The sequence below is a fragment of the Mesorhizobium sp. M0991 genome (assembly GCF_040318915.1).
Lineage (GTDB): Bacteria > Pseudomonadota > Alphaproteobacteria > Rhizobiales > Rhizobiaceae > Mesorhizobium.
In genome coordinates this window covers 174,245-200,442 of the sequence record NZ_JAMYNE010000012.1, presented here as the reverse complement: position 1 = coordinate 200,442, position 26,198 = coordinate 174,245, and the positions used below count along the sequence as shown (strand labels likewise).

At 62.9% G+C, this 26,198-nt stretch carries 24 protein-coding genes and 3 pseudogenes; 14 read left to right on the top strand and 13 right to left on the bottom strand.

The window, feature by feature from the left end; genetic code table 11:
* Window positions 1-296: pseudogene (locus NKH70_RS19315) on the top strand (IS5 family transposase); the annotation flags it as partial.
* Window positions 297-359: 63 nt separating this feature from the next.
* On the opposite strand, the gene NKH70_RS19310 reads toward NKH70_RS19315, so the two are convergent.
* From NKH70_RS19310 to NKH70_RS19290, 5 genes are all read right to left on the bottom strand, one after another.
* A complete protein-coding gene (locus tag NKH70_RS19310) occupies window positions 360-770 on the bottom strand; it encodes a nuclear transport factor 2 family protein (RefSeq protein WP_352670458.1) in 411 nt (136 codons plus the stop codon).
* 10 nt (window positions 771-780) lie between these two features.
* On the bottom strand, window positions 781-1,425 hold the full coding sequence (locus tag NKH70_RS19305; RefSeq protein ID WP_352718371.1) for a carbonic anhydrase: 645 nt from the start codon (window positions 1,423-1,425) through the stop codon (window positions 781-783).
* A gap of 167 nt (window positions 1,426-1,592) precedes the next feature.
* Window positions 1,593-2,618 carry a transporter gene (locus NKH70_RS19300; protein ID WP_352718369.1) on the bottom strand — a complete coding sequence of 342 codons (1,026 nt, stop codon included), beginning with the start codon at window positions 2,616-2,618 and terminating at the stop codon, window positions 1,593-1,595.
* Window positions 2,619-2,690: 72 nt separating this feature from the next.
* Window positions 2,691-4,295, bottom strand: coding sequence for an inorganic phosphate transporter (locus NKH70_RS19295; RefSeq protein ID WP_352909679.1), 1,605 nt, complete (start codon window positions 4,293-4,295; stop codon window positions 2,691-2,693).
* Between the two features lie 144 nt (window positions 4,296-4,439).
* Window positions 4,440-4,976, bottom strand: a complete 537-nt coding sequence (locus NKH70_RS19290) for a TetR/AcrR family transcriptional regulator (protein WP_292663723.1) — start codon at window positions 4,974-4,976, stop codon at window positions 4,440-4,442.
* 150 nt (window positions 4,977-5,126) lie between these two features.
* Here NKH70_RS19290 and NKH70_RS19285 point away from each other — a divergent pair, with 150 nt between their 5' ends.
* Both NKH70_RS19285 and NKH70_RS19280 read left to right on the top strand, forming a co-directional pair.
* Window positions 5,127-6,404, top strand: coding sequence for an efflux RND transporter periplasmic adaptor subunit (locus NKH70_RS19285; protein ID WP_502908374.1), 1,278 nt, complete (start codon window positions 5,127-5,129; stop codon window positions 6,402-6,404).
* Window positions 6,401-9,484 (top strand): efflux RND transporter permease subunit, encoded by a 3,084-nt coding sequence (locus NKH70_RS19280; RefSeq protein ID WP_353025830.1) that lies wholly within the window; start codon window positions 6,401-6,403, stop codon window positions 9,482-9,484. The genes NKH70_RS19285 and NKH70_RS19280 overlap by 4 nt, the downstream gene beginning before the upstream one ends.
* A gap of 62 nt (window positions 9,485-9,546) precedes the next feature.
* On the opposite strand, the pseudogene NKH70_RS19275 reads toward NKH70_RS19280, so the two are convergent.
* A pseudogene (locus NKH70_RS19275) lies at window positions 9,547-10,012 on the bottom strand (L,D-transpeptidase).
* 601 nt (window positions 10,013-10,613) lie between these two features.
* Here NKH70_RS19275 and NKH70_RS19270 point away from each other — a divergent pair.
* Window positions 10,614-10,781, top strand: a complete 168-nt coding sequence (locus tag NKH70_RS19270; RefSeq protein WP_352909684.1) for a hypothetical protein — start codon at window positions 10,614-10,616, stop codon at window positions 10,779-10,781.
* A 76-nt stretch (window positions 10,782-10,857) separates the two neighbouring features.
* Here NKH70_RS19270 and NKH70_RS19265 read toward each other — a convergent pair whose 3' ends face one another.
* Window positions 10,858-11,544, bottom strand: a complete 687-nt coding sequence (locus tag NKH70_RS19265) for a response regulator transcription factor (protein WP_292663715.1) — start codon at window positions 11,542-11,544, stop codon at window positions 10,858-10,860.
* A 46-nt stretch (window positions 11,545-11,590) separates the two neighbouring features.
* On the opposite strand from NKH70_RS19265, the gene NKH70_RS19260 reads away from it, so the two are divergent.
* Together NKH70_RS19260 and NKH70_RS19255 are read left to right on the top strand one after the other, a co-directional pair.
* Window positions 11,591-12,370, top strand: coding sequence for a response regulator (locus tag NKH70_RS19260; RefSeq protein ID WP_352492215.1), 780 nt, complete (start codon window positions 11,591-11,593; stop codon window positions 12,368-12,370).
* Window positions 12,371-12,409: 39 nt separating this feature from the next.
* On the top strand, window positions 12,410-14,497 hold the full coding sequence (locus tag NKH70_RS19255) for a PAS domain S-box protein (RefSeq protein ID WP_353016423.1): 2,088 nt from the start codon (window positions 12,410-12,412) through the stop codon (window positions 14,495-14,497).
* A 90-nt stretch (window positions 14,498-14,587) separates the two neighbouring features.
* On the opposite strand, the gene NKH70_RS19250 is transcribed toward NKH70_RS19255, so the two are convergent.
* Entirely contained in the window at window positions 14,588-14,992 is a 405-nt protein-coding gene (locus NKH70_RS19250; protein ID WP_023678146.1) for a hypothetical protein, read from the bottom strand.
* A 420-nt stretch (window positions 14,993-15,412) separates the two neighbouring features.
* Between NKH70_RS19250 and NKH70_RS19245 the strand changes: the two genes are divergently transcribed.
* Window positions 15,413-16,615, top strand: coding sequence for an aromatic ring-hydroxylating oxygenase subunit alpha (locus NKH70_RS19245; protein WP_353025829.1), 1,203 nt, complete (start codon window positions 15,413-15,415; stop codon window positions 16,613-16,615).
* 31 nt (window positions 16,616-16,646) lie between these two features.
* On the opposite strand, the gene NKH70_RS19240 is transcribed toward NKH70_RS19245, so the two are convergent.
* From NKH70_RS19240 to NKH70_RS19230, 3 genes are all read right to left on the bottom strand, one after another.
* Window positions 16,647-17,402 carry a DUF429 domain-containing protein gene (locus NKH70_RS19240; protein WP_352718526.1) on the bottom strand — a complete coding sequence of 252 codons (756 nt, stop codon included), beginning with the start codon at window positions 17,400-17,402 and terminating at the stop codon, window positions 16,647-16,649.
* 104 nt (window positions 17,403-17,506) lie between these two features.
* The gene (gene pdxY / locus NKH70_RS19235) at window positions 17,507-18,391 is read right to left on the bottom strand and encodes a pyridoxal kinase PdxY (RefSeq protein ID WP_352718357.1); all 885 of its coding nucleotides are present in this window, start codon (window positions 18,389-18,391) and stop codon (window positions 17,507-17,509) included.
* Window positions 18,392-18,400: 9 nt separating this feature from the next.
* Window positions 18,401-18,652 (bottom strand): hypothetical protein, encoded by a 252-nt coding sequence (locus NKH70_RS19230; protein WP_023678142.1) that lies wholly within the window; start codon window positions 18,650-18,652, stop codon window positions 18,401-18,403.
* Between the two features lie 163 nt (window positions 18,653-18,815).
* Between NKH70_RS19230 and NKH70_RS19225 the strand changes: the two genes are divergently transcribed.
* The 6 genes and pseudogenes from NKH70_RS19225 to ppa all read left to right on the top strand — a co-directional run bounded on the left by NKH70_RS19225 (window position 18,816) and on the right by ppa (window position 23,301).
* The gene (locus tag NKH70_RS19225; RefSeq protein WP_352718354.1) at window positions 18,816-19,454 is read left to right on the top strand and encodes a LemA family protein; all 639 of its coding nucleotides are present in this window, start codon (window positions 18,816-18,818) and stop codon (window positions 19,452-19,454) included.
* Between the two features lie 188 nt (window positions 19,455-19,642).
* Window positions 19,643-20,485, top strand: a complete 843-nt coding sequence (locus NKH70_RS19220) for a TPM domain-containing protein (RefSeq protein WP_353025827.1) — start codon at window positions 19,643-19,645, stop codon at window positions 20,483-20,485.
* Between the two features lie 52 nt (window positions 20,486-20,537).
* Window positions 20,538-21,381, top strand: a pseudogene (locus NKH70_RS19215) (TPM domain-containing protein).
* 10 nt (window positions 21,382-21,391) lie between these two features.
* Window positions 21,392-22,030, top strand: a complete 639-nt coding sequence (locus NKH70_RS19210) for a TPM domain-containing protein (protein WP_352458086.1) — start codon at window positions 21,392-21,394, stop codon at window positions 22,028-22,030.
* A 117-nt stretch (window positions 22,031-22,147) separates the two neighbouring features.
* Complete coding sequence (locus NKH70_RS19205; protein ID WP_023678138.1) at window positions 22,148-22,654, top strand: GNAT family N-acetyltransferase; 507 nt, start codon at window positions 22,148-22,150, stop codon at window positions 22,652-22,654.
* 116 nt (window positions 22,655-22,770) lie between these two features.
* On the top strand, window positions 22,771-23,301 hold the full coding sequence (ppa, locus tag NKH70_RS19200) for an inorganic diphosphatase (protein ID WP_023721304.1): 531 nt from the start codon (window positions 22,771-22,773) through the stop codon (window positions 23,299-23,301).
* Window positions 23,302-23,318: 17 nt separating this feature from the next.
* Here the strand turns inward: ppa and NKH70_RS19195 are convergent, their stop codons facing one another.
* Both NKH70_RS19195 and NKH70_RS19190 read right to left on the bottom strand, forming a co-directional pair.
* Entirely contained in the window at window positions 23,319-23,909 is a 591-nt protein-coding gene (locus tag NKH70_RS19195) for a hypothetical protein (RefSeq protein WP_352718348.1), read from the bottom strand.
* 97 nt (window positions 23,910-24,006) lie between these two features.
* Window positions 24,007-24,612 (bottom strand): TetR/AcrR family transcriptional regulator, encoded by a 606-nt coding sequence (locus NKH70_RS19190; protein WP_352718344.1) that lies wholly within the window; start codon window positions 24,610-24,612, stop codon window positions 24,007-24,009.
* An 82-nt stretch (window positions 24,613-24,694) separates the two neighbouring features.
* On the opposite strand from NKH70_RS19190, the gene NKH70_RS19185 reads away from it, so the two are divergent.
* Entirely contained in the window at window positions 24,695-25,978 is a 1,284-nt protein-coding gene (locus NKH70_RS19185; RefSeq protein ID WP_352718341.1) for an MFS transporter, read from the top strand.
* Window positions 25,979-26,198 lie beyond the last annotated feature (220 nt).

Sequence of the window (26,198 nt, the reverse complement as noted above, 5' to 3'; positions counted from 1 at the left end):
CGGCCCGCGCATCATCGTCCTGGCCGACAAGGCCTACGATGCCGACCGTATCCGGGAGTTGATCCAGCAGCACGGTGCGACGCCCCAACATTCCCGCCAAGCGGAACCGGAAGTGGAAACCTTGCTTCAGCAGGCGCCTCTATCGCGAGCGAAACCTGATCGAGCGCTTCTTCTCCAAGCTGAAACATTTCCGCCGTGTCGCTACACGGTACGACAAACTGGCAGCCAACTTCCTCGCCATGATCCAACTCGCCTCAATGCGACTGTGGCTTCGCGCTTATGAGTCTACGGCCTAGACGCGAAATAACATCGGCAATTCCAGCGCCCGTCACCAAAAAAGCCCTGGGCGGAAAACTCGGTCAGTAACCGTCGCAGTTTTCGGCGATCGCGGCTTGCGAACTGGCGGTGATCTGGTCGTTGGCGACCGCAAAGGTCTCCTGCATCAGCATGTCGTTGCTGGGAAAATCATAGCAGGCGATCACAGTGGTGACGCCGCCTTCCGATTTCTCGATCCGATGGCGGATTTCGGCCCCGGCGACGGCGCCTTGCCACTCGGCGATCGAGGCGATGAATTCCTGCTTGCTTTGCACGACGCCGAGGTCATCGAGCTTGATGCGGACGTTGTCGGCGAGCAGGTCCGACAATTCGCTGCGGTCGGCGACGAGCAGTGCCGAATACCAGCGGTCGATGATCGCGCTGTCGTCGGCACGGGCGAAATCTGCCGAGCAGAGCAGTGCCGCAGCCGCGAACGCGTCCCGAAGTCGCACCATGCCCAGCCTCCTACTCCGTGTCGGGCCGCTCGAAATCGCCGGTGTCCTTGTTCATCACCCAAAGCTCGCCGGTCGAGATGTCGAACCAGGCGCCGTGCAGCGACAGCCGCCCCTTGCCTTCGAGGATCGAGACGCAAGGGAAGGTGCGCAGATTGGCGATGGAATAGCGGATCGAGATGCGCTCCAGCGCCGTCTGGCGCTCGGTCGCGGTCATGAAGGTGCTCGACGATACGGTCTCGGCCGCCGGCGCGATCAGGCTCATCCATTTGCCGATGAAATCACCCGGCGACAACGGCGCGGCCGTGGTGTCGAGTGCTGCGCGGATGCCGCCGCAGCGGCCGTGACCCATCACCACGATGTTCTTGACCTTGAGGCTCTGCACGGCAAATTCGAGCGCCGCCGATGTCGAGTGGAACTGATCGTCGGGCGCATAGGGCGGCACCAGATTGCCGACATTGCGCAGCACGAACAACTCGCCTGGCCCGGCATCGAAGATCGCTTCAGGCGCGGCGCGGGAATCGCAACAGGCGACGATCATCGTTTCCGGTGCCTGGCCCTCCCGCGCCAGCGCGCGATAACGCCCGCTTTCGGTGAGATACCGACCGCTCATGAAACTGCGATAGCCGGTGAGAAGATGCTCGGGAAGGTGGGGCATGGGCAGCGGCGGGAGCCTTTCCGGGTTAAAGGCACGGTTCAATCCCGAAAGGCTCTAGCGCATCGGCCCGAAAATCGGAACCGATTTTCGGAAGGCGGGATGGCGTGGTTTCGACGTGCCAGCCCGTACTTTGCATACAGGTGAACGAACGGCGCCATTAATCGGCCTCAGAACCGCAGATTGGCGCCGGCGCGCAGCAGAAGCCAGTAGAACAGGGCGGTCGCGCCGACCGCGAGCAGCATCGCCAGGAAGAAGCCGCTGGGGCTCTCGGTGAATGGCAGCCCGCCAGTGTTCATGCCGAAAATGCCGACGATCAGCGTTCCCGGCAAAAGCAGCGCGCTCATCACCGCCAGCGCCTTGAGGCTGCGGTTCGATTCGTCGGCAAGCTCAGCCGCAAGCTCCTCCTGCAGCAGCCTTGCCCGGTCGTTGATCATGACGACCTCGCGGTCGAGCCGTTCAAGGCGCGCAGCAAGCCGGCGCAGAACTTCATGTGCGCCGGCGGAAAGGTTCCACGCGGAACGGTCTTCATCCTGGAAAAGCGCTGCCAGGGCCGAGATCGGCCGATGCAGGGATACGGCAAGGCGGCGCACATCCTTCAGCTGCCGTCTTTCGTCTGCAAGCCGCTCGGTCACGAGATGATCCTCGACTGCGTCCAGGCGCTTCGTCGCCGCGGCGAGCCGCAGGCTGGTGGTCTTGCAAAAAGCCATGACCAGCGTTTCGAACAGCTCGAATGCCGTGGCCGGCCGCAGCCCCGCGGCAAGGGCAGTGTGCACTTCCTCCACCGCCGCCAGCGGATGCCGGCGGCCGGTGACCAGCAGCCGCTCCGAGACCGCAAAATGCAATCTGCCGATGGTCGTCGACTGATGGGCGATCTCGCCATGCAGGTCGGCCGAAATGCCGTGAACGACGCCATTCTCATGCGCCAGCACCAGGCTGTCCTCATGTCCTTCGAGGATCGCATGAGCCGACGCCGGCAGCGCGCAGGCGTGGCTGACCCAGGAATGGGCGCGCCGGTCGACTAGGTCGACATGCAGCCAGACCCAGCCGTCCGCTGAGGCCAGCGCGGGTTCTATGTCTCGGGGCGCCAGCGGTTCGGGAGCTTTGCCGGGAGCGGCATGATAGGCCCAGACCAGCCCAGGAGTATGGTGCTGATCGTCCGCGGCGAGCAATGTCAGATGCGATGCGTCATTCATGGCCGGCCGAAACGATGCACGTTCAGATGATCCGGGCGGCGCCGCGACATTCTGGTCAAACCCTGCCCCCGCTCAGAATACCTGGCGGAAGATGACGAACAGCACGAAGGCAAGACAGATGGAGGCCGGAAGGGTCAGTATCCAGGCCATCAGCATGTTGCGCACCGTCGACCATTGCAGGCCCGAACCATTCGCCGCCATGGTGCCGGCAACGCCCGACGACAGCACATGGGTGGTTGAGACCGGCAGGCCGAGATAGTCGGCCGATGCGATCGTCGCCATCGCGACAAGCTCGGCGGACGCGCCCTGGCCGTAGGTCAGATGGCTTTTGCCGATCTTCTCGCCGACGGTGACGACGATGCGCTTCCAGCCGACCATGGTGCCGAGGCCGAGCGCCAGCGCGATGGCGACCTTGACCCAGAGCGGGATGAACTTCGTCGCGTTGTCGACGGCCTTATGATAGGTCGTCACCGCCTTCAGGTCGTCTGCCTGCATCGGCAGCAGCTTCCTCTTGTCGATCAGCTTCAGCGCTTCACCGGTAAGATAGATGTTGTTGCGGGCGTTGCTGACCAGCGTTGTCGGCAGCTTTTCCACGGACGGATAGGGCGACAACATGGCGCTGGTGTCGTGGATGAAGCTCTGCAGGGCAGGCGTGGTCTCGTCCTTCCAGGTCTTGGTGCGAACGGCGTCGCCGACCACGGTCGCCGCGTCGGTCACAGCGACGCCGGGCTTGACGTATTTGCCGAGTACCGTTTCGACCTGGGTCGCCGCGGATTTGTAAGCTTCGAGATAGTTCACGTCCGGTGTGCGGTTGAGCGCGAAGGCGGTCGGCACCACGCCGATCAGGATGAGCATGATGAGGCCCATGCCCTTTTGCCCGTCATTGGAGCCGTGGGCAAAGCTCACGCCGGTGCAGGTGAAGATAAGCAGCGCGCGAATCCACAGTGGCGGCGGAGCGCTCGACTTGGGCGCCTCGTAGAGCTCGCGGTTCCTGACCAGCAGCTTCATCACCAGAAGCAGCAGCGCGGCCAGGCCGAATCCGACCAGCGGCGAGATCAGAAGCGACAGGCCGACATTGGATGCCTGTGACCAGTCGACGCCGCTAGTGACGGAGCCGGCCGGGGCCATGAACTGGTTGGCGAGACCGACGCCGATGATCGAACCGATCAGCGTGTGCGAGCTCGAGGCAGGCAGGCCGAGATACCAGGTTCCGAGGTTCCACATGATCGCTGCGACCAGCAGCGCGAAAACCATGGCTAGCCCCGCGCTCGAGCCGACCTGAAGGATCAGCTCGACCGGCAGCAGCGATATGATGCCGAAGGCGACCGCTCCGCTGGCGGTAAGCACGCCGAGGAAGTTGAAGAAGCCGGACCACATCACCGCAAGCTCGGCCGGCATGGAATGCGTGTAGATCACGGTTGCCACCGCATTGGCGGTGTCGTGAAAACCGTTGACGAATTCGAAGCCGAGCGCGATCAGCAGCGCCAGGCCAAGCAGGATCCACGGCACCGCGACGGTGCTGGTCAGGTCCTGGCTGAGCGCGTAGCCGACATAGGCAAGGCCGCCCAGAACAATGACGGCAAAGGCCGGCAGAAACCATTTGCCGGTGCCGCTTGGCCGGTCGAGCGGATGCTCCGGCCTTGGAATTCCTGCCTCGCTTGAAACAATATCGACCATACCCACTCCTCCTGCGTTGCAGCAAAGAATGGGAGGACGCTATGTCGGCACAATGAAGCCTGTGTGACGGCAGGCACTTTGGGTCGACGCAAACGGGCGATCGAAGCGACCGAGGCAACTGAACCCGGCCGGCGCATTCCTGGACTATTCCGCGATCTCCAGCAGCGTCGATATCAGCAGCCGGCGCTCTTCGGCGGAGAGAATGTCCGAACCGAACAGGTTCATGCTGCGAAGCCCTTCGATGGCGAGATAGCAGACCAGCAGCGCCCTGAGGTTAGGAGTCTCCCCCTTCAGCCGCTGGAACAGCTGCCGCCTGAACGATTTTATCGGCGTCAGGAAATCGGGATCCTCGGCAATCGCCGAAAATATCCAGGACGCAGACGGTTTCGACTCCTCCGCATGCTCGGCCGAAAGCCTGATATAGGCCGCAAGCGGGCTCTCACCGCTGACACCGTTGGTGCGGGCGGCCTCAAGCGCCTGTTGGAACGCACTGAGGTAATCCTCCACCAGCGCCTGCATCAATTTCGCCTTGGTCGGGAAATTGTAGAGAAGACCACCTTTCGACACGCCGGCACGGCTGGCGACCGCATCCAGCGAAAGGCTGCCAGGACCCGTCTCGCGCGCCACGTCGGCGGCGGCGGCGAGAATCTTCTCGCGCGAATTTGCTCTGCGGGCCTTCATCAAGCGTTCCCCATTCATTAGCTTAGGCGGAATTGACAAGACCGTCCAGACGGTACAGTAAGATCGCCGTCATTTGAAATTGGGACCAGTCACAGGTATGTGTTCCGGTCGTCCGACCGTTATGCTGGGCCATGGCCGAGGGGACTGTTCGTGATCAAGCGCTTCATCATCGCCTTCATTCTGCTCGTGCTGGTGTGCGGCGGCATCGTCGGCTTCAACCTGTTCCGCGACAATGCAATCAAACAGTTCTTCGCCACCATGAAGCCGCCAGCCGCGACCGTGTCGACGGTCATTGTCAAACCTATGTCCTGGACGCCCGGCATCGAGGCGATCGGCACTGTCAGTGCCGTACGCGGTGTCGACCTCACGGTCGAAACTGCCGGCATCGTCAAGGACATCCTGTTCCATGCCAATCAGAAGGTCGCCGCCAACGCCGTGCTGCTGCAGCTCGACGATGCCGTCGAGCGAGCCGATCTCGTTGCGTCGAAGGCGCAAGCCACATCCGACCAGACGACGCTGATGCGCGCTCTTGAGTTGCAGAAGCGCGGGGTCGGCACCGACGCTACGCTCGACACGGCGCAGGCAGCAGCATCGGTCTCCGCCGCGCAGGTAAACAAGCTGCAAGCGGTGCTCGACCAAAAGCAGTTGACGGCCCCCTTCAAGGGTACCGTCGGTATTCCGAAAATCGACCTTGGGCAGTATCTCACACCCGGCACCGCTGTGGTGACCTTGCAGGACATGGATACGATGCGTGTCGATTTCACCGTGCCGGAGCAGCAGCTTCCGCAGCTGAAGATCGGACAGACGGTGCGGCTGGGCGTCGGCGGCGGCGACATGCCGTTCGCCGGTAGCATCCGCGGTATCGATCCGAAGATCGACCCGACGAGCCGGCTGGTGACGGTGAGGGCGGAGGTTGGCAATCCGGAAGGCAAGCTGACGCCGGGCCAGTTCGTCCAGGTGCGCATCGAACTGCCCGAGGAGAACAACGTGCTGGCGCTGCCGCAGACGGCACTGACTTCCAGCCTGTACGGCGACTTCGTCTTCGTGGTGCGCGCGGCGAAATCCGCCGAAGCCAACGGGGCGGCTCCCGAGGCGAAGCCGGAGGAAAAGCCGGCTGCAGATGCTGCCAAGCCCGCAGCCGAAGCACCCGCGGCAAAACCCGAAGAAAAGCCGGCCGCTACCCCAGCCAAACCGGCAGCGGAAGCCAAACCGGCAGCGGAAGAACAGAAGCCACAGCTCGTGCTCGCCCAGGTGTTCGTCAAGCCAGGCCGCCACAACGCCGGCCTGGTCGAGATCCTGGAAGGCATCCAGCCCGGCGACGAAGTCGTTACCGCCGGCCAGAACCGGCTCTCGAACGGCATGTCCGTTGCCGTCGACAACACGATCGATCCGAGCAAGCCAGGGAACCAGCAGGCAGCCCAGCAATGAGCTTTTCCGACCTCTTCATCCGCCGCCCGGTCCTTTCGACCGTGCTTGCCTGCATGATCCTGCTTCTGGGTTTTCAGGGCATTTTCAACCTTTCGATCCGGCAGTATCCAGAGGTTGAAGAAACGGCCATCACGATCACCACGGCCTATCCCGGCGCCAGCGCCGACCTAATCCAGGGGTTCATTTCCGCGCCGATCGCGCGTGCCGTCGCTTCGACCGAAAACATCGATTATGTCACGTCGTCGAGCCGGCCGTCCTCCAGCACCGTGACAGTGCAGATGAAGCTCGGCTCCGACCCCGACGTCGCGCTGAACGAAGTCTTGTCGAAGGTTCAGAGCGTTCGCGGCGATCTGCCGGACGAAACCAAAGACCCGGTGATCGTCAAGGGCACCGGCCAGCAGTTCGCGATGATGTACATCTCGATGCAGAACCCGAACATGACGCCGGAACAGCTCACCGAATATATCGAGCGTGTCGTGCGGCCGCGTATCTCGACGGTCGAAGGTGTCGCCGACGTGCAGATTTTCGGCGCCGCCGAATATTCGATGCGTGTCTGGATCGACCCGATCAAACTGGCGGCGCGCGGCGTGACGGCGGCGGAAGTGCTGACGGCCATCAACGAATCGAATTTCCTCTCTGCGCCCGGCGATACCGAAAACAAATATGTGGCTTCCTCGATCACGGTTCGCTCGACCCTGCAGACGCCGGAGGCTTTCGCTGCCCTTCCGCTCCGCTCGAAAGACGGCAATGTGGTGAGACTGCGCGACGTGGCCCGCGTCGAGCTCGCCGCGGTGAGCACCGACACCAGGGTCACCTTCAACGGCAAGCCCGGCATCTTTCTCGCCATCTTTCCGACGCCGGCCGCCAATCCGCTGACCACCGCGGCGGCGATCCACAAGATTGTGCCGACCATCCAGGAGACGCTGCCGCTCGGCATGACGATCGAGATCGTCTATGATTCGACCGAGCAGATCAGCGCGTCGATCGAGGAGGTGTTCAAGACCATCGGCGAGGCGGTCGCCATCGTCATCGTCGTCATCCTGCTCTTCCTCGGCTCGTTCCGCTCGGTGCTGATGCCGATCGTGACCATTCCGCTGTCGCTGATCGGCGTCTGTTTCCTGCTGTTTTCTTTGGGTTATTCGATCAACCTATTGTCGTTGCTGGCCATGGTGCTGGCGATCGGACTGGTTGTTGACGATGCTATCGTGGTGGTGGAAAACATCCACCGCCACATGGAGGAAGACGGCTTGTCGCCGATGCAGGCGGCCTTCAACGGCATGCGGGAGATCTCGTCCGCCGTCGTCGCCATGACGATAACCCTGGCCGCGGTGTTCGCGCCGCTGGCCTTCACCGGCGGTCTGACAGGCGCACTGTTTCGCGAATTCGCGGTGACGCTTGCCGGCTCGGTGGTGCTTTCGGGTGTCGTCGCCCTCACCATCACGCCGATGATGTCGGCACGTATCCTGAGGTCCGGCTCGCACAGCCGCTTCCAGCGCATTGTCGACAATACGTTCGGGCGCGTCGAACACGTCTATGAGCGGCTGGTCACCGGTTCGTTGAACTATCGCCCGGTGACGCTGATGATCGTCCTCGCGCTGGTCGCCACCACCGGTTTCATGTTCACCAAGACCTCGAGCGAACTGGCGCCGGAAGAAGACCAGGGCTTCTTGCTGTCTATTGTGAACGCGCCGCGCTATGCGACGTCGGACTACACCGAGACCTATGTGAACCAGATTCTCGGGCTGGTGAATGATATCCCCGAAACCAGGGCGCGGTTCTCCGCCGTCGCGTTCCAAGGCCCGACGAACAGCGCTTTCGTCGGCTTTGCGTTCAAGGACTGGGCCGAGCGCGCGCGCAGCTCGAAGGAACTTCAGGAAGACATCACTGCCCGCCTTGCCAAGGTGGCAGGCGTCGAGGCTTTCGTCTTCGCGCCGCCGACGCTGCCCGGCTCCGGCGGCGGCCTGCCAATCACAATGGCGGTGCGCTCGACCGGCGAGGCCTCCCAGGTGTACGAGGCGGCCGAGAACATCAAGAACAAGGCGCAGGCCTCCGGTCGCTTCCTCGCCGTGCAGAATTCGATGTCCTACGACGCGCCGGAAGTGACGGTGACGATCGACCGCGATCGCGCCGCCGCGCTCAACCTGCCGATCGCCGACATCGGCCGGACGCTGACCCTGTTGGTCGGTGGCGCCGAGGTGGCGCAATTCGACCGCGAATCCAACAGCTACGACATCATCCCGCAGGTACCGCAGCAATTCCGCGACAATCCCGAAAAGCTGGGGGAGTATTTCGTGCGCAGCGTGTCGGGCGAGATGGTGCCGCTCTCGGCGGTGGTGAAGATCTCGACCAACGCGTCGCCGGCCGCCATCGAGCAGTTCAACCAGTTGAACTCCGCCACGATTTCCGCTCTGCCATTGCCCACCGTCACCACCGGTGACGGGCTGAAGACCATCGAGGACATCGCCAGGGAAAGTCTGCCCGACACGTTCTTCATCGACTATACCGGCCAGTCGAGGCAGGAGAAGCAACAGGGCTACACGATCATCATCGCCTTCGCGGCGGCTGTGCTCGTCATCTACCTGGTGCTGGCGGCGCAGTTCGAAAGCTTCCGCGATCCGTTGATCATTATGATGGCGGTGCCGCTCTCGATCTTTGGCGCGATCGTGCCGCTTAATATCGGGCTCGGCACGCTCAACATCTACACCCAGGTCGGCTTGATCACGCTGATCGGCCTGATCACCAAGCACGGCATCCTTCTGGTCGAGTTCGCCAACCAGCAGCGTGAAATGCACGGCATGCGGCGGCGTGATGCGATCATCGCCTCGGCCAAGGTGCGGCTGCGGCCGATCCTGATGACGACGGCGGCGATGGCGCTCGGCGTGGTGCCGCTGATCATCTCCAGCGGCGCGGGTGCCGCGGCACGCTATTCGATGGGCCTGGTGATCTTCACCGGCATCCTGGTCGGAACCATGTTCACGCTGTTCGTGGTGCCGATGTTCTACACCTTTATCGCCAGCAAGGACCTGCCGCATCACGCCGAAAAGCCGGATCCGAAGCTGATGCCGGTAATGCCGAATTAGACTGCGCTAATAAAGAAAGGCCGGATTTCCGGCCTTTTCCTGGGAGCGACGAGAAGCATCGCTCATTTGACGATGACGATGCTGGTGTTGGCCGGGCCGAAGACCTCCACGAGCTGGTAGAAATCGGCGGCGTTGTCCGGATGCAGACGCACGCAGCCATGCGAGGCTGGCTGGCCGAGGCGCTTGATGGCGCTTGTCGCATGTACGGCGTAGCCGCCGCTGAAGAACACCGAATGCGGCATCGGGGCGTTGTCGTATTTCTTCGAATACCACATTTCATGCATGCGGGTCGGCTTGAACGAACCTGGTCGGCGTGACGTGCGTCCTGTCGCCGGTCGAGACCTTCCAGGCGAATGTCGGCCGGCCGTCGACCAGGATTTCCATGGTCTGCTGCGATAGCGACACACGCGCGACGATCTTGTTGGCGGCGGCGTGGGCTGCACTGTTGCCGGCACTGACAAGCAAGGCAGCACCGGTGATGACCGCGGCGGCGATGTTGATGAGCTTGGCGGAAATGGCAGTGTACATGATGTCTCCCCTATTCTGCCGGTCGGGACCGGCTCAATTCGATGACCGGCTTATCGGGGCGTCATGTTTCAAGCCGATTTCGTTGGATGCTCGTTTCTGTTTCGATTCTGTTTCCCCTGGTTAACAGAAAAAGGTCCGTGCAAAGCGGCTTGCAGTTGCGCGACGTTGTCATGACGGTGGCGTGTTTGCCTAAGCAGATCGGCCAAACCGCGGCACGAATACGCGATTGCCTTTCGTTTGAGAGGAATTCACCTGACTCCGAAACCGAGCTGCAACAAAGCGCGGCCTTGGCGGCATGATCCGGATACAGCGAACAGGCAAAGTTGACCTAACGAAAACAGCCGGCAACGAACGATCGGAAGCCTACACTGTTTTCGCTACGGTCTGGATTGGTCTGGACAGTTTCCAGCCTGCGCGTCGACCGGCTCAAGCCCCTCTGGCGGGGGCGGCTTAGAGCCGTTGAGGATGCGCGGCGCCTCCGGCAACTTGCAGCCGAGAGGACCGAAGGCCCGCGCCGCAACGGGGGGCTCCGCTGGCGGCGCGGGCGCTTCGGGGGGTCCCCTGAAGTGCCCGCAAATTCCAATTTTGAGGAACGAACAGGATGAAAACGAAATTCGCCGCTTCCGTGCTTTCTGCCTTGCTCTACGTGCAGGGCCTGCTCGGCATTGCCGGCCTCGCCACCGTGCTGCTGAAGGAACGTGCCCATGCCGGCGAGGTCAGCTCGAACAATGACATGCCGTCCGGCCCGTCGCTTCTCGTGGTGCGCTGAAGAGCATCGGACCCCAAAGTGGAAACCGGTTTTGGGAAAACCCGATGCTCAAAACAAAAGGGTGGGTGCCCTGCATTCAATCGGCGAATTGCGTAGGCGGATCGAACCGGTAACCCGCACCTCGTATGGTGGTGATGGTTTCGGTATCGAGCTTGCGGCGCAACCGCACGATGCGCGAATCGATCGACCGGTCGAAGGCTTCGGCATTTTCGGCGGGTGCGGCGGCGATGATGTCGTCCCGCGTCAGCACCTTGCGCGGGCTGGCCAGGAACAGCCTGAGCAGCGCCACCTGCCCCGGGGACAGCTGTTCTTCCGTGCCCGAGCGGTGCATGACGATGGCCGATCTAAGATCGACGGTCGCGTTCTCCAGCACGATCAGTTCCCCGGCGCTCCTGCCGCGCCGAGCCAGAAGGCCGCCGACGCGAGCGGCAAGCTCCCTGACATTGAGCGGGCTTTCGACGACGTCGGCGGCGCCGAGTTCGAGCGCGAGAACCTTGTCGACCAGATCGGCCGGTCGGCAGATCAGGATGAAATCCGGTCCACCTTCGCCGCCATGTCGCCTGAGCAGGTCGCGCCCCTCCGCCTGGCTGACGCTGTCGCCGACAACCACGACGTCGATGCCCTTTTCCGAAAGCAGCGATTCGGCTTCCCACGGCTGTCGCGCCGCACGGACGTCATGACCGCGCCGCTCGAGATGATCGGCGAGATCGGTCGCAATTACTTCAGCGACGGAAACAAGCGCGATGACGGATCGTGCAGCCATGTTTTTCTACCCCGCAAACGGCAACCCAAGAAGAGTGCTGGACATCATGTTTATACCCAATCTACTTTCCGCTGAAAGCGGGAGCGAAAGCATCGTGCGGGCACGAATTGTCATTGTCGAGGACGAGCCAGACCTGAGGGATGCGGTCGCCGAATATCTCGGCGCCAGCGGCTATGATGTGGCCACGGCCGAAAGTGCGGCGGCGGCGCGGGACCTTTTGGAAACGCAGTCCTTCCATCTGGCCATTCTCGACATCGCCATGCCGGGCGAGGACGGCCTGTCGCTCGGCCGTTGGATGCGGTCGAAAATGCCGATCGGCATCATCTATGCGACGGCCGCCGGTACCGCGCTCGACCGCATCGTCGGATTGGAGCTCGGCGCTGACGATTACATCGTCAAGCCTTACGAATTGCGCGAAGTGCTAGCCAGGGTGCGCAGCGTGCTGCGTCGCGTTCCGGAGCCGACCGAGCCACAAAAGGCCAAGGCTGAAACATCCGGCGGCCGCCGGTCCGTGAGCTTCGGACCCTTTCACGCCGATCTTGACGGCAGGCTCGTCACCGGCGCCAACGGCGCGGTCATCGACATGGCCAAGAGCGAGTTCGACGTGCTGGAGGTGTTCCTGACGCGCGCCAACCGGCTGTTGACGCGGGCGGCGATCTCCGAGGCGATCGGTTTCGTCGAGGACCCGGAATCATCCCGCGCCGTCGACATCCGCATCATGCGGCTGAGAAAGAAGATCGAGGCGGATCCGGCCAATCCGAAATTCCTGCGCACGGTGCGCGGCGAAGGCTATATCTTCTCGCTGCCAGCCGGTGAAAACAACTAAGGCGCGGCGGCTTGAGCAAGCCACGGCCAGGAAATGACCATGACGGCTGAAACAGCACGCGCGGACACGCAGGGCGCCAGGCAGGGCGCGGCGATGGCGGCCGTGCATGTGGTTCGCCGGCTGCGCGAAGCCGGCGACTGGCAGCGCGAGATGGAGGGCATCCTCCAGACGCTTTGCGAAGCCATGGATTGTCACCGCGGCATCCTGTTTCGCCTGCGCGAACTGCCCGGCCAGGGCTTCGCCCAGTCGGTCGCCGCTTATTGGATCGCCTCCCGGTTTGGCGGCGAACTGGCGTCACCGACCGTCATCATGCAGTCGGTCGTCGATTCGGACCCATTGCTGGAACAGCTGGCGGAGGACGAGCGCCAAGGCAAGATATTCGCCGGGCACACACGCGATCTCGAAGGCTTTCTGCGGACCGATTTCGAAAAGCAGAACATCAAGTCGTTCCTGTCGGTGTCGGTCTTTTCGCACGGTAATTTGTGGGGCACGCTGGCGGTCAACGACTGCGTTAACGAACGCGAATGGACCGACCAGGAAGAGGCGGCGCTGCACATGGTGGCACTCGCCATCGGCGATGCCATCGAACGGTCGCCCTCCGACGCGCATGCCAGCGACGTCATTCGCCGCACCATGCTGCAGGCCTCGCTCGACGCCATCATCGTCATCGACGAGACCGGCTCGATCATCGAATTCAATCCGGCCGCCGAGAAGATGTTCGGCTATCGACGCAGCGATATCCTCGGCAAGGACCTGCTCGACACGGTCGTGCCGGAATATTACCGCAAGGGCTATGCGTCGGGCGCCGAGTACATGTCGGGCCGCGGCGCGCCGATGGTCGGCCAGCGGCTCGAAACGGTCACCCAGAATGCCGCCGGCGAGGTTTTTCCGATCGAGCTGACGGCAACCGAGATGCGCGTCGCCGATCGCCAGCTGATTTTCGGCTCCATCCGCGACCTGCGCGATAAGTTGCGGGCTGAGGAGGAAATCAACCGCCAGCGCGAAAAACTGCACCAGAACGAGAAGATGGCGGCGATGGGCTCGCTGCTTGCCGGCGTTTCGCACGAGCTCAACAATCCGCTGGCCGTGGTTGTCGCCCAGTCGACGCTGCTGCACGAATTCGCCGCCGATCCGCAGACCAAGGTGCGCGCCGAAAAGGTACGCGCCGCCGCCGAGCGCTGCGGCCGTATCGTCAAGAGCTTCCTGTCGATGGTCCGCCTGCACCCGGCCGCGCAGGCCGAAACCGACCTCAACCAGGTGATCCGCGCCGCACTCGAAGTGACCGCCTATGGCGCACGGTCGAGCGGCATCATCATCGACACCGATTTCGCCAGCGGCCCGCTGCTGGCGATGGCCGATGCCGACCACGTGACGCAGGTGGCCGCCAACTTCCTCATCAACAGCCAGCACGCCTTGGCCGGCATTGCCGGCGACCGGCGGATCAAGGTCCGGACGTTTCGCAGCGACCGCGGCAATCCCGGATTCTCGGTCGAGGACAACGGCCCAGGCGTGCCGGAAGCGATACGTTCACGCATATTCGAGTCCTATTTCACCACCAAGCCGGTCGGTGTCGGTACCGGCATCGGCCTGTCGATCTCGAAATCGATCATCGAGCGGCACAATGGCAATATCTGGTTCGAGGAGGTTTCGCCGAGAGGTGTGCGTTTTGTCGTGCAGCTGCCGGCTATCGCGGCCGTCGCCGCCGCCGCCGGCGAAGCTCCGTCACGGTCGAGCGGCTTGCGTCACGCCCTGATCATAGACGATGAGCCGGATGTCGCGGCGTCGCTGTCCGACATTCTGGAGTTGATGGGCATCAAGTCGCGGATCGTGCCGGCCTGGGTCTCGGCCGACGCGACGCTGAGCGGCCATGTGCCGCCGGACATCGTGTTTTCCGATTTGCGCATGCCCGGCACCAGCGGCATAGCCGCCTATCGCGAGCTACTCGCCGAACTGCCGGGTCTGGCGCGGCGCTTCGTGCTTGTCACCGGCGATCTGATCGGCGCGAAAGGCGAGATCGAAGCGCTGCCGGCGCAGCAGCGACCGCCAATCCTCGAAAAACCGTTCAGCACGCTGGATGTGCGCGGCGTGCTCTCGGCCATTGCCGAGCAGGTCGCTCTGGGCGGCTAGACTCCGCGATCTCTCCCCGGAAGAAAAAAGGCTCCCGGCCGACATTGCGGCGGGAGCCTGACTGGAGTGCTGGAGGGCGCTCGCAAAAAATCAAAAAACGTTCGGCGTATCAGCCAGCGGGGCGGCATTGGCGATCATGCGGACCGGTCGTGCCTTGCCCGACTGGGCAGCGATGACGCGCAGGCAATCCAGGCTCTCGGCGCCCCAGGCCTGCCCCTTGCAGGCAAAATCGATCTCCGGCATCGGCAGGCGCGCCGTCTTGGTGGTGGTTGTCGCGCCATCGATGAGGTTGGCCGGCGGGTTCAGTGAGGCGAAGGCCGGACCGACGGTTGGCGTCAGCGCCATGCCGGCAAATGCGGCAGCCGCCAGCAGCATGAACATCGCCATTGGATGATCACTGGCGCGCTGGCGCAGCGCCAGCTTCGGGCGCCGGTCGTTACGCTGGGGACCCTGCTGGCGAAGGTCGGTATCGGTGATCTGGATTTTCGTACGCATCGTCGTTTCCTTCGGTCTTCTTCTTTTCCCTGTTGAAACGAACTTAATCGCACCTTGTAACCGGCCAACGATGATGGATTAACGATTGTGTAACCGGCATGAAACCAAGCCCGGGGCCATTCCTGGGCAAACCGATCAGGCGTAGCTGGCAGCACCGGTGGCATTCTGTGCTCGCTTTCCGCTATCCACGGCACCAGATCCACGTCGCCTTTCCAGGCCCACAGAGCGTCGGGCGTTTAACACGCGTGAGGGGATTAACGTCTGGAATTCCCGGGATTTTCCCGGCTTCGATCGTTCGGACTCGGCTCTCAAATCCCGCTCGATTTCCCGTCAAGAATTCGCCCCATTTTCACAAGCCATTGCATTTCAACGGAAAATATGCTTTTATTGAACGATCATTCAATAAATAAAGAGCTTTTTATGAACCCGCATCTGCGTGACGTGGCAATCCCCAACGATTGGGATCGGCGGGGCCTGCCGGGCTGGAGCTATCATTCCGACGCCCTGCTCGAGCTCGAGAAAGAGCACGTCTTCCGCAACCATTGGCAGATCGCCGGCCATGTCTGCGACGTGCCGAACGCCGGTGACTATCTGACGATGGATGTGGTCGGCGAACGGGCGCTGATCGTGCGCGGCAAGGATGGCGTGGTGCGCGCCTTCAACAATATGTGCCGCCACCGCGGCAGTCGCGTCGTTGCCGACAGCCAGGGCACTTGCAAGAATGCGCTGGTCTGCCCTTTCCATGGCTGGGTCTACAATCTCGACGGCACGCTGCGCGGTGCTGCCCGCCCGCGTTCCTTCCCCGACCTCGACAAGACCGAATTCGGCCTGATGCCGCTCGAGCTCGAAATCTGGATGGGCTTCATCTTCATCCGCTTCCGCAAGGGTGGGCCGCAGCCATCTGTGGCCGAGCTGTTGAAGCCGATCGAAGCCGAGATTGCTTATTACGGCGTGGCCGAGATGGTGCCGTCCTGGGGCATGTGGACCCAAAAGACGCCGGTCAACTGGAAGTCGGTGCGCGATGTCGACAATGAAGGCTACCACGTCGCCATGGCGCATCCGGCGCTGCAGGATCTTTACGGTGCGACCTATTTCGACGAGCCGTTCGTCAACGGCGTGTCGCGCTCGTTCGCCACTTACAATCCGCATGCCGGACGGCGCTGGAGCGTCGCGCAATACATCAAGCTCGCACCCGAGGCGAAGCACTTGCCGGAGTACCTGCGCAAGGCCTGGATCTACTACGGCATCTTCCCGAACAACGCGCTGTCGATCATGCCGGAATCGGTGCAGTTCTATCAGGAATTCCCGCTGTCGACGGGTGAGACGCTGCTGCGCGGCGCCATCTACCGCTATCGCGACGAGCCCAGGGAGCAGGCGGCTGCCCGTTACCTATCCTACCGCATCGACCGCGACACGCTGGCTGAGGATGTACAGCTTTCGATATGGTCCAACGAATCCATGCTGTCCGAAGCCTTCGGAGGTTTTTACTTTTCCGATCTCGAATATGGGGTGCGCACCCACCACGACCATTTGCGCAAGCAAATTCCCGTGCTCGGATTGGAGACCGCGCCCGAGGAGAAGGATATGTGGTCGCTCAATGAGGCGCTCAGATCACGCTCCTGACGCATGCTGCCCAAAATGTTAGCCTTGGTCCTCAGGCCCAGATGGCGACGGGAATGCCGTAACGATCGGCGACCGGCGGATCCGGAAACGGCATTGCCTCGCCTCTGGCGATGCGTCCGGCAATCAGCATCATCGCCGCGGCGTCGAGGAAATCGTCGGCGCCCGCGCCGCGCGGCGGCCTCTGGTCGAGAAAATCCTGGCTATAACCATGCTGGGCAAGCAGCGCCTTGCGTTCGGCCATGCCGGCCGGATTGATGTTGCCCCTGATCTTCTTTGGCAGGCGCATCGCCCGGTTGCCGTTCAGTTTGCAGAAGGCAACTTCCGGATGCGATTCGAAGACGCGGCTGCGCAGTTCGGGGCGCGCGATCAGCAGCGAATCGATCTCGCGGATCTTGGCGAAGATGCCGAAGGCCTGGATCGAGACGCCGCGCGGCGGATCTGATGTCGTCTTGGCCACCTCACTTGCCTTGCGATGTGCGGCGTACCAGGCGTCGACCGTGGTGAAGGCCTCGATCTCCGCGTAGAGCGCGGCGCGGGAGGGGATGGCAAAGACACTGGACTGCCGGGCCCCAAGCAGCCGCCGCACCAGTGCCTCCGGGCCGCGGCCGCCTCTTTGGGAGAAATCGGGCAGGCCGATTGGCATATCGACCGCCACGATCGCATTGACGGGCAGTCGGTCGAGCAACGCCGCGAAGCTTGGGAAAACGGCTGTCGACGGTGCCGCACCGGGATCGCGGCGGACGGCTATCCAGCCGGCCTTGCAACCGTCGACGCCGACTAGCACCACACCCCTGGGCACAACACCCCTGGGCGCAACATCCCCAGGCACAACATGATCGGGCACAACATCCTTGGGCGCATCATCCTGGGGCGCACCGTCTTCGGCCTGCCTCACGCCCGGCGGTCCCGTTCCGGATGCAGGAGATGGCGAAGCTGCACCATCGCCATCGGGTGCGACAGGCTCTGGGCATCGGTCTCGAGCTGCAATTCGTCGCCGCCGCGCTTGGCGGTGCGCGCCAGGATCTCGTAGACCGCTGCCGTGGTCGATTGCAGCGCCTTGGCGGCCGGCTGGCCGGACAGGATCCGCGCCAGGTAGACGGCCGCCGTCAGGTCGCCGAGCCCATTCGGCGGCTTGTCGATGAGCCGGTGTTCGGCAAGCAGTGCCTCTCTGCCGGTGAGCAGTAAATTGCCCGTGCCGCCGGCCATCATCGCTGGTGCCGAAGTGACCAGCATTGCCGGTGGGCCGGCTTGCAGGGCTGCAGCCATTGCCGATTTCAAGTCGGGCAGCGGCGCTCCGGCCATCCATTCCAGCTCGTAGCGGTTGGGCGTGGCAATATCGGCGATCGGCATCAGCCGGTCGCGCATGGCGATTGCGGTCGGCTCAGGTACGTAGAGCCCGCCCGAATCGCCCATCACCGGGTCGCAGATATAGAGGGCGTCCGGCGTCTTCGCCTTGACCGCACCGACCAGCGAAGCGACGACTTCGGCCTGGCCAGCCTCGCCGAGATAGCCGGACAGCACGGCGCCGACCTCGCCCAGCCACGGCGCGCGCTCGAGGTCGGTCATCAGCGCCTTGAACTGGTCCAGCGGCGGCACGATGCGGGTGGCCCGGCCATGCCCCGGATGCCAGGGCAGAATGACGGTCGGCACCGCCCAAACCGGAAAGCCGAGCGTCTCCAGCGCAAAGACGGCGGCACGGTTGCCGACCGAGCCACGTGCGACATGGCTGGAGACGACGATGACCGCGCGCGGCGCGTCGGCTTTTTCGGCACTCATTGATTTTTCCTAACTGCCCCTGGTGACGAAAAGCACGAGCCAGATCAACAGGCCGATGGCAATAAGCAAGCCCGCTGCGCGACCGATGCGGGTGCCCCAATATTCGATCGGGTCCGACCGGTCGGCATCGGCCGCGGTGACGTGGTCGCGCGCGCCTTTAGTGGTTCGTGCAAGGAACGAGGTGCCGCCCGGGTCGGTCTCGCGTGCCACCCGTTCGATGATGCGGCGCGATTCCGCGTCGCTGTCGTGGCGTTTCGCCATGGTGATGTCCCGTTTTATGCCGAGCTTAACCCGTTCGCCTCGTCTGTCACAGGGCCCGACGGCGAATGGTAGAAAACCAGTAACACTTCTCGGCCGAAGTCATTTTCTTGCGCAAGGATTGTGCTAATGCTTCCCGTGCCAATGCTATCGAGGGGACCTTATCATGCTTGTCCAGCGCCTTTCTTCACCGCCAATCTTCCGTAATTTAGCTGCGTTCCTGGTCATGGCCGTCATGCTGCCGCTGCTTGCCGGCTGCGGCTACAACACCATCCCGACGGCTGAGGAAAACGCCAAGGCAGCATGGAGCGAGGTGTTGAATCAATACCAGCGCCGCGCCGATCTCATCCCCAATCTGGTCAACACGGTCAAGGGCTACGCCGCGCACGAGAAGGACACGCTCGATGCCGTCGTCGAAGCGCGCGCCAAGGCGACGCAGGTGACCGTGACGCCGGAAACGCTGAACAATCCGGAAGCCTTCAAGAAATTCCAGGACAGCCAGGCCGGCCTGACCAGCGCACTGTCGCGCCTGCTGGCGGTGGTGGAGAACTACCCCGATCTCAAGGCCAACCAGAACTTTCTGGCACTGCAAGCACAACTCGAAGGCACCGAGAACCGCATCACGGTCGCCCGCCGCGACTATATCCAGGCAGTGAGAGAGTACAATCTGACGCTGAGGACCTTCCCCTCGGTGATCTGGGCGACCTTGTGGTTCCGCGGCAACCAGCCGTTTGCGAATTTCACCATCGAGGAGGATAAGATGCAGCCGCCGAAGGTCGATTTCGGCACGCAGCAGGGCGGGTGAAGAACACCTGGTGAGCGCGGTCTCCGCTGGCCTTGCACTCCGTCGCGCCCCCTCTGTCCCGCCGGACATCTCCCCCGCAAGTGGGGAGATTGGCAGTCTTCTGCGTCCTGTCCACTCCTGCAACATTCAAAGCTAGCGAAAGCCAGCGCCGTAGTCGATCTCCCCGCAAGTGGGGGAGATGCCAAGTTTTGGCAAAGAGGGCAGGACAGAGAGGGGCGCGAAGGAACGCCAGCCTGGCATCACTGCGGATCATCTTTCTTTGCCTTAGCCTCTTTCTCCCGCTTACCGCTCTTGCCGCCGAACTGCCGGCGCTGACCGGACGAGTCGTCGACAACGCCGGCATCATCGATGCCGCGGCCAAGGCGGCGCTGACGCAGAAGCTTGCCGATTTCGAGACCAAGGGGTCCGACCAGATCGTCGTCGCGACCATTCCCAGCCTCGACGGCGAGGAGATCGAGCCTTACGCCAACCGGCTGTTTCGCGCCTGGAAACTCGGCCAGGCGAAGGAGAACAACGGCGTGCTTTTGCTGGTGGCGCCGAACGACCGCAAGATGCGCATCGAGGTCGGCTATGGGCTTGAAGGCACGCTGACCGACCTGCACACCAAGCTGATCATCGAAAACGACATGGTACCGGCCTTCCGCGCCGGCGATTTCTCCGGCGGCATCAGCAAGGCCGTCGACGACATGATCATGGTGCTGGAAGGCAATCCCGAAGAGCTGGAGGCGCGCGGCGAACGCAACCAGCAGCCGCCGTTCAACAGCGACGATCTGTTCTTCACGATCTTCATAGCCATCTGGGCAATCATCTTTTTCGGCGGCCTCGCAGCCTCCATCCTGCCGCCGATCTTCGGCCAGAAGATCGGTCCCGGCCGCTATCGCTGGCTGGACATGACCTTCGAGCCAAGCCGGCGGTCGTCCGGCGGCTGGTCGGGAGGTTCCGGCGGGGGATGGTCGTCGGGTTCAAGCGGTGGCGGGTTTTCCGGCGGCGGCGGTTCGTCCGGCGGCGGCGGCTCCTCGGGGAGCTGGTGACGAGATGACAAGACACGCCATCAGCCCGGTGGAATCCGGCCGTTTCATAAAAATGATCGGCACCGCGCTTATGGCCATGGCGGTGCTGCTGGTCGGCTTCGCGGCCTTCGCCGCCGAACTGCCGGCGCTGACCGGACGGGTCGTCGACAATGCCGGCATCATCGATACCGCGACCAAGGCGGCGCTGACGCAGAAGCTTGCCGATTTCGAGACCAAGGGGTCCGACCAGATCGTCGTCGCGACCATCCCCAGCCTCGACGGCGAGGAGATCGAGCCTTACGCCAACCGGCTGTTTCGCGCCTGGAAACTCGGCCAGGCGAAGGAGAACAACGGCGTGCTTTTGCTGGTGGCGCCGAACGACCGCAAGATGCGCATCGAGGTCGGCTATGGGCTGGAAGGCACGCTGACCGATCTGCACACCAAGCTGATCATCGAAAACGACATGGTGCCGGCTTTTCCGTGCCGGCGATTTCTCAGGCGGCATCAGCAAGGCCGTCGACGACATGATCATGGTGCTGGAAGGCAATCCCGAAGAACTGGAGGCGCGCGGCAAGCGCAATCCGGCGAATGACAACCCTGTCGATCCCATCTTCGTGCTGTTCATCGTCCTGTGGGCGACGATGTTCTTCGGCGGCTTGGCAATGGCGTTCCTGCCGCCGATCTTCGGCACGAAACTGTCGCCGGGCGTGTACAAATGGCTGGGCATGACGTTCCGCTACGGCCGTGGGCCAGGTTCGTCACCCTCCGGTGGCGGGGGCTGGACGTCGGGGACCTCGTCCGGCAGTGGCTGGTCGTCTGGAAGTTCCGGCAGCGGTTGGTCGTCCGGAAGTTCCGGCGGCGGGTTTTCAGGCGGCGGCGGTTCGTCCGGCGGCGGCGGTTCTTCAGGAAGCTGGTGAGACATCAATCATGGCAACACGACCGATCAGCCCCGAGGATCATGAGCGCATCGCCGATGCGATCCGCGCTGCCGAATCAAAGACCGACGGCGAGATCTACTGCGTCGTGGCGCACGCCAGCGACGGCTATTTCTTCCCGGCCGCTTTCATGGCGATGCTCGGCATGCTCGTCGTCAGTCTCGGCGTCGGTTACGGGCTGGAAGCCTGGTGGCTGTCGATCCGCTTGCCGCATTTCGTCATCGCCGAGCTTCTGGCGCTTGCCAGTGTGCTCATCCTGTTGTGGGCACTGCCCGCATTGCGCATCCATTTGGTGCCGAGGCGTCTGCGCTACCAGGCCGCCCACGCCAATGCGATGAAGCAGTTCCTCGCTCGCAACGTCCACCGCACCACGGCGCGCACCGGCGTGCTGGTGTTCGTCTCGATTGCGGAGCGCTATGCCGAGGTGGTCGCCGACAGCGGGATCGATTCTCGTGTCGGCCAGCATGTCTGGGACGGTGTCGTCCGCGACCTTACGGCGCATGCCGGCGACGATCGGCTTGCCGAGGGGTTCGTCAAGGCGATCCAAGCGGTCGGTGCGGTACTGGCCGAGCATTTTCCGGTCTCGACCGGCGACAGCAACGAACTGGACGACCATCTGGTCGAGATTTGATCTCGCCAAAAGCGGTTTTGCAGCGTCTCAAGGACGCACCGTCCGGCTGTGTGAAAGCATCGCGGCGGCTGACCGGACTCTTGCAATCGGGCGCAGCGGGTTTATGGTTAACCAATCATGAATACGCTGAGCATCGACATCAGGAAAGCCGAACCGCGCGATGCAGCCGCCATCGCCGACGTGCATCTCGAGGCCTGGCGCGGCGCCTATTCGGGCATCATCCCGCACCGCACGCTGACATCGATGATCAACCGCCGCGGCGCCGACTGGTGGGCGAATGCCATTCGCCGCGCTGCCACCGTCCTGGTCGTCGAAATCGGCGGCAAAATTGCCGGCTATGCGACGATCGGCAAGAACCGCGCCCGCGAACTCAGGCAGCAGGGCGAGATCTACGAACTTTACCTGCGGCCGGAATATCAAGGCATCGGGCTCGGCAGCCGGCTGTTCTCGGCCGCACGGGCACGGCTGGCCGACCATGGCCTGAAAGGCATGGTGGTCTGGGCGCTGGAAGACAATCAGAACGCACTTGCCTTCTATGCCGGCGCCGGTGGCCGCGATGTTGCCGAGGGCGTCGAGATATTCGAGCAGAAAGCGCTGAAGAAGGTCGCTTTCGTCTGGGAATGACGGCCAGCGCATGATCCGGCCGGTTTTCGGTTCGGACGATCTCCCCGTACCATTCGCCGCATTGCACCATTCGCCGTCGCCCGCTATCGATCTCCAATCGAGAGAGGGATAAAGCGATGCGTATCGAAGCGATTGCCAGCGGAAAGAACCCGCCCGAGGACGTCAACGTCATCATCGAGGTGCCGATCGGCGGCGAGCCGATCAAGTACGAGATGGACAAGGAGGCCGGCACGCTGTTCGTCGACCGCTTCCTGCACACGTCGATGCGTTATCCCGGTAATTACGGTTTCGTGCCGCACACGCTGTCGGGCGACGGCGACCCGATCGACGTGCTGGTCTGCAACACACGCGCGCTGGTGCCGGGCTGTGTCATCAATGTGCGGCCGATCGGCGTGCTGGTGATGGAGGACAATGCCGGCCAGGACGAGAAGGTCATCGCGGTGCCTTCGCCCAAGCTGACCTTGCGCTATGAGGACGTTCACGAATACACGCAATTGCCCGACATTACCCGCCAGCAAGTGCAGCACTTCTTCGAGCACTACAAGGATCTCGAACCCGGCAAATGGGTCAAGATCGAGGGCTGGTACGACGCCGCCTATGCCAAGAAGATGATCGTCGAGGCAATCGAGCGGGCCAAGCGCAAGTAATTAACGGGCGCAAATAATCAGTTATCGACGCGGCCGAAATCGGGCGTGTTGCCGATCACCACACGCTTGTCCTTGCCACAGGCGAAGGTGCGGGCCTTCTCGTCGGCAAGCTTGCGCGCCTGATCGTTGGCGGCGGGATTGCCGGTGGCGAGCACAAGGGCGATCGTGCAGCCTTCGTGGGCGTCAGGCTGGGCAACCTTGGCGACGATCAGGACTTCCGTCGACTTGTTCTCGCCCTCGCTATCGCTGATCGAGCGACGATGGATGACCGCGAAAGGGACGACAGTTTTGCCGTTGGTTTCGATCCGCCACTCGACTTTGGGTCCAGCCGAATTGAGACCGGAAAAGCTTTCCCAGACCGTGGTCATATCGCCAGGTGGAAAGCCGTAGAACAGCGATTCCCGCGCATCGTCGTAGGAAACCATCACCGGGTAGCCGCCATAGCCCGAACAGGCGAGGTCGGCCCAGTCGCCGTCGCCTTCCTCCGCCTGGGCATAGGTCACGCAGTCCTTCTCCCAGACGAGATCGCTATAGACGCTGGATATGTCGCCAGCCCGGGCGGCATTGCAGAAGCCAGCGAAGGCAAATGGGATCAAAAGAGCGCGCATGGCGGACAACTCCGTTTGGGCTGCCGCAGCGTACCGTCAAATTTAGCGGCAGCCTAGACGAACTCAGGCTGCTCACAGTGATCTGGTAAACGGAACGCTATTTCTTCAAGCTTGCTTCGATCAGAAGGTCGGCGTTGCGGGCCACGGACTTCGCCGGTCCGCCGGCACCGAACAGCTGCCCGCTGATATAGGCACCCTCGATCAGAAGCAGCAGCCCGTCGCCCAGCGTGTCGGCGTCGCGGGCACCCATTGCCGCCGCCATGGCGCGCAGGCGTCGGCGCAATTCCTGCTTGTTGGCCTCGCTCACCACGCGGGCCGGGTGGCCATGTTCGGGATACTCGACGGCCGCATTGGTCATGCCGCAGCCGCGATAGTCGGGCCTTTGCGTGCGCTTGCCGACACGCGTCAGGAAGGCGACGATCTGGGCGCGCGGATCGCCGGGATGGGCATTCACCGCCACGTCGAAGCGTTCCCAGAATTCGAGGTCATAGTGCCGGAGGTAGGATGCGGCCAGCTCATCCTTGGACGGAAAGCTGCGGTAGAGGCTGGGTTTGGTGACGCCGGCACGCCGCACGATCTCATCGACGCCTATTGCCCTGATGCCTTGCCTATAGAACAGATCGCGCGCCACCTGGAGGATCCGTTCGGCGGCGCGAGGCGGCGGTGCGTCATTGGCTTTGATCGTTGGTTCAATGTTTTTCATGCCTGGTCTGCCGATTGCCTGGTTGACAATGTTACCGGTCGGTACGTATGTTTCGCGCTCCTGCAACGTACCGGTCAGTAACATGATAGCTCAATCCCGTCCGTTTGGCCAGCGCTACGCTTTCGTCGTGGTCGCCGTCATCTTCCTCTGCCTGCTCATCGCGGCGGGCCTGCGTTCGGCGCCGGCAGTCATGATGCTGCCGCTGGAGAACAGTTTCGGCTGGCGGCGCGACGTCGTCTCGCTGGCGGCGGCCACCGGCATCTTCCTCTATGGCCTGACCGGGCCCTTTGCCGCAGCGCTGATGGAGCGGATCGGGCTGCGCCGCACATTGCTTGCCGCGCTGCTTTTGATGTCCGGATCGACCGCGCTCAGCCTGCTGATGACCAAGCCATGGCATCTGCTCCTCACCTGGGGCGTGTTTTCCGGCATCAGTTCGGGCGCTGTCGCCACCGTGCTCGGCGCAACCATCGTCAACCGCTGGTTCAAGACCAATCGCGGCCTGGTGATGGGGCTGATGTCGGCGTCCAGCGCCACCGGTCTGCTGGTCTTCCTGCCGCTGCTCGCCTCGCTCGCCCAGTCGGGCGGCTGGAAGCCGGTCGCCATTGCCATTGCCGTGGCCACCGCCGCCTTGGTGCCGCTGGTTTACATGCTGGTGCCGGAGCGCCCGGCCTCGATCGGCATGATGCGTTACGGTGCCGAGGCCGACGACGTGCCGCCGGCGCCGCCGGCCGCGCAAGGCAATTTCCTCGCGCATACACTGAGCACGTTGCGCCGAGCTGCCGGTACGCGCGTGTTCTGGTACCTGTTCGCCACCTTCTTTGTTTGCGGCTTCACCACCAACGGGTTGGTCGGCACGCATCTGATCGCCTTTTGCGGCGACATGGGCATCGGCGAAGTGCAGGCCGCAGGCCTGCTCTCGATGATGGGCATCTTCGATCTTATCGGCACGACACTGTCGGGCTGGCTCACCGACCGTTTCGACCCCCGCAAGCTGCTCGGCGTCTATTACGGTATTCGCGGCCTGTCGCTGATCTATCTGCCTTATTCCGGCTTCTCGGCGACCAGCCTGATCATCTTCGCCGTGTTTTACGGACTGGACTGGATCGCCACCGTGCCGCCGACGCTCAGGCTTTCCAACGAGGCGTTCGGCGACCGCAGCGGGCCGATCGTCTTCGGCTGGATCGTCGCCGGCCATCAGGTCGGTGCGGCGACAGCGGCCTTTTTCGGCGGCACCATGCGCGAGCTGCAAGGCAATTACGAGCTTGCCTTCCTGATCGCCGGCATGACGGCAATAGCCGCCGCCTGCATCTCGCTGCTGATCAACACCGCCCGCCCGGCGTTTGATCCGGAACCGCAGGCGGCTTGAGCTGCGACGGCTGAGCGCTAATCTCCCCCCTTGAGGGGGAGATGGCCGCGAAGCGGCCAGAGGGGGTCGGTCCGACCGGGCTCGGCCCCTTATCGCAGGCGCAGGAGGTCGGCGCTCCATGCGAGACAACCCCCTCTGTCGCCTTCGGCGACATCTCCCCCTCAAGGAGGGAGATTCGCCAGCCTGTTGATCGTCAGAAAACCTTCATCGTTTCGAAATG

What these genes read in the sequence shown, in the direction of transcription:
- NKH70_RS19310 (WP_352670458.1), bottom strand. Translation starts at nt 770, where the DNA reads ATGGTGCGACTTCGGGACGCGTTCGCGGCTGCGGCACTGCTCTGCTCG.
- NKH70_RS19305 (WP_352718371.1), bottom strand. Translation starts at nt 1,425, where the DNA reads ATGCCCCACCTTCCCGAGCATCTTCTCACCGGCTATCGCAGTTTCATG.
- NKH70_RS19300 (WP_352718369.1), bottom strand. Translation starts at nt 2,618, where the DNA reads ATGAATGACGCATCGCATCTGACATTGCTCGCCGCGGACGATCAGCAC.
- NKH70_RS19295 (WP_352909679.1), bottom strand. Translation starts at nt 4,295, where the DNA reads ATGGTCGATATTGTTTCAAGCGAGGCAGGAATTCCAAGGCCGGAGCAT.
- NKH70_RS19290 (WP_292663723.1), bottom strand. Translation starts at nt 4,976, where the DNA reads ATGAAGGCCCGCAGAGCAAATTCGCGCGAGAAGATTCTCGCCGCCGCC.
- NKH70_RS19280 (WP_353025830.1), top strand. Translation starts at nt 6,401, where the DNA reads ATGAGCTTTTCCGACCTCTTCATCCGCCGCCCGGTCCTTTCGACCGTG.
- NKH70_RS19270 (WP_352909684.1), top strand. Translation starts at nt 10,614, where the DNA reads ATGAAAACGAAATTCGCCGCTTCCGTGCTTTCTGCCTTGCTCTACGTG.
- NKH70_RS19265 (WP_292663715.1), bottom strand. Translation starts at nt 11,544, where the DNA reads ATGGCTGCACGATCCGTCATCGCGCTTGTTTCCGTCGCTGAAGTAATT.
- NKH70_RS19260 (WP_352492215.1), top strand. Translation starts at nt 11,591, where the DNA reads ATGTTTATACCCAATCTACTTTCCGCTGAAAGCGGGAGCGAAAGCATC.
- NKH70_RS19255 (WP_353016423.1), top strand. Translation starts at nt 12,410, where the DNA reads ATGACGGCTGAAACAGCACGCGCGGACACGCAGGGCGCCAGGCAGGGC.
- NKH70_RS19250 (WP_023678146.1), bottom strand. Translation starts at nt 14,992, where the DNA reads ATGCGTACGAAAATCCAGATCACCGATACCGACCTTCGCCAGCAGGGT.
- NKH70_RS19245 (WP_353025829.1), top strand. Translation starts at nt 15,413, where the DNA reads ATGAACCCGCATCTGCGTGACGTGGCAATCCCCAACGATTGGGATCGG.
- pdxY (WP_352718357.1), bottom strand. Translation starts at nt 18,391, where the DNA reads ATGAGTGCCGAAAAAGCCGACGCGCCGCGCGCGGTCATCGTCGTCTCC.
- NKH70_RS19230 (WP_023678142.1), bottom strand. Translation starts at nt 18,652, where the DNA reads ATGGCGAAACGCCACGACAGCGACGCGGAATCGCGCCGCATCATCGAA.
- NKH70_RS19225 (WP_352718354.1), top strand. Translation starts at nt 18,816, where the DNA reads ATGCTTGTCCAGCGCCTTTCTTCACCGCCAATCTTCCGTAATTTAGCT.
- NKH70_RS19210 (WP_352458086.1), top strand. Translation starts at nt 21,392, where the DNA reads ATGGCAACACGACCGATCAGCCCCGAGGATCATGAGCGCATCGCCGAT.
- NKH70_RS19205 (WP_023678138.1), top strand. Translation starts at nt 22,148, where the DNA reads ATGAATACGCTGAGCATCGACATCAGGAAAGCCGAACCGCGCGATGCA.
- ppa (WP_023721304.1), top strand. Translation starts at nt 22,771, where the DNA reads ATGCGTATCGAAGCGATTGCCAGCGGAAAGAACCCGCCCGAGGACGTC.
- NKH70_RS19195 (WP_352718348.1), bottom strand. Translation starts at nt 23,909, where the DNA reads ATGCGCGCTCTTTTGATCCCATTTGCCTTCGCTGGCTTCTGCAATGCC.
- NKH70_RS19190 (WP_352718344.1), bottom strand. Translation starts at nt 24,612, where the DNA reads ATGAAAAACATTGAACCAACGATCAAAGCCAATGACGCACCGCCGCCT.
- NKH70_RS19185 (WP_352718341.1), top strand. Translation starts at nt 24,695, where the DNA reads ATGATAGCTCAATCCCGTCCGTTTGGCCAGCGCTACGCTTTCGTCGTG.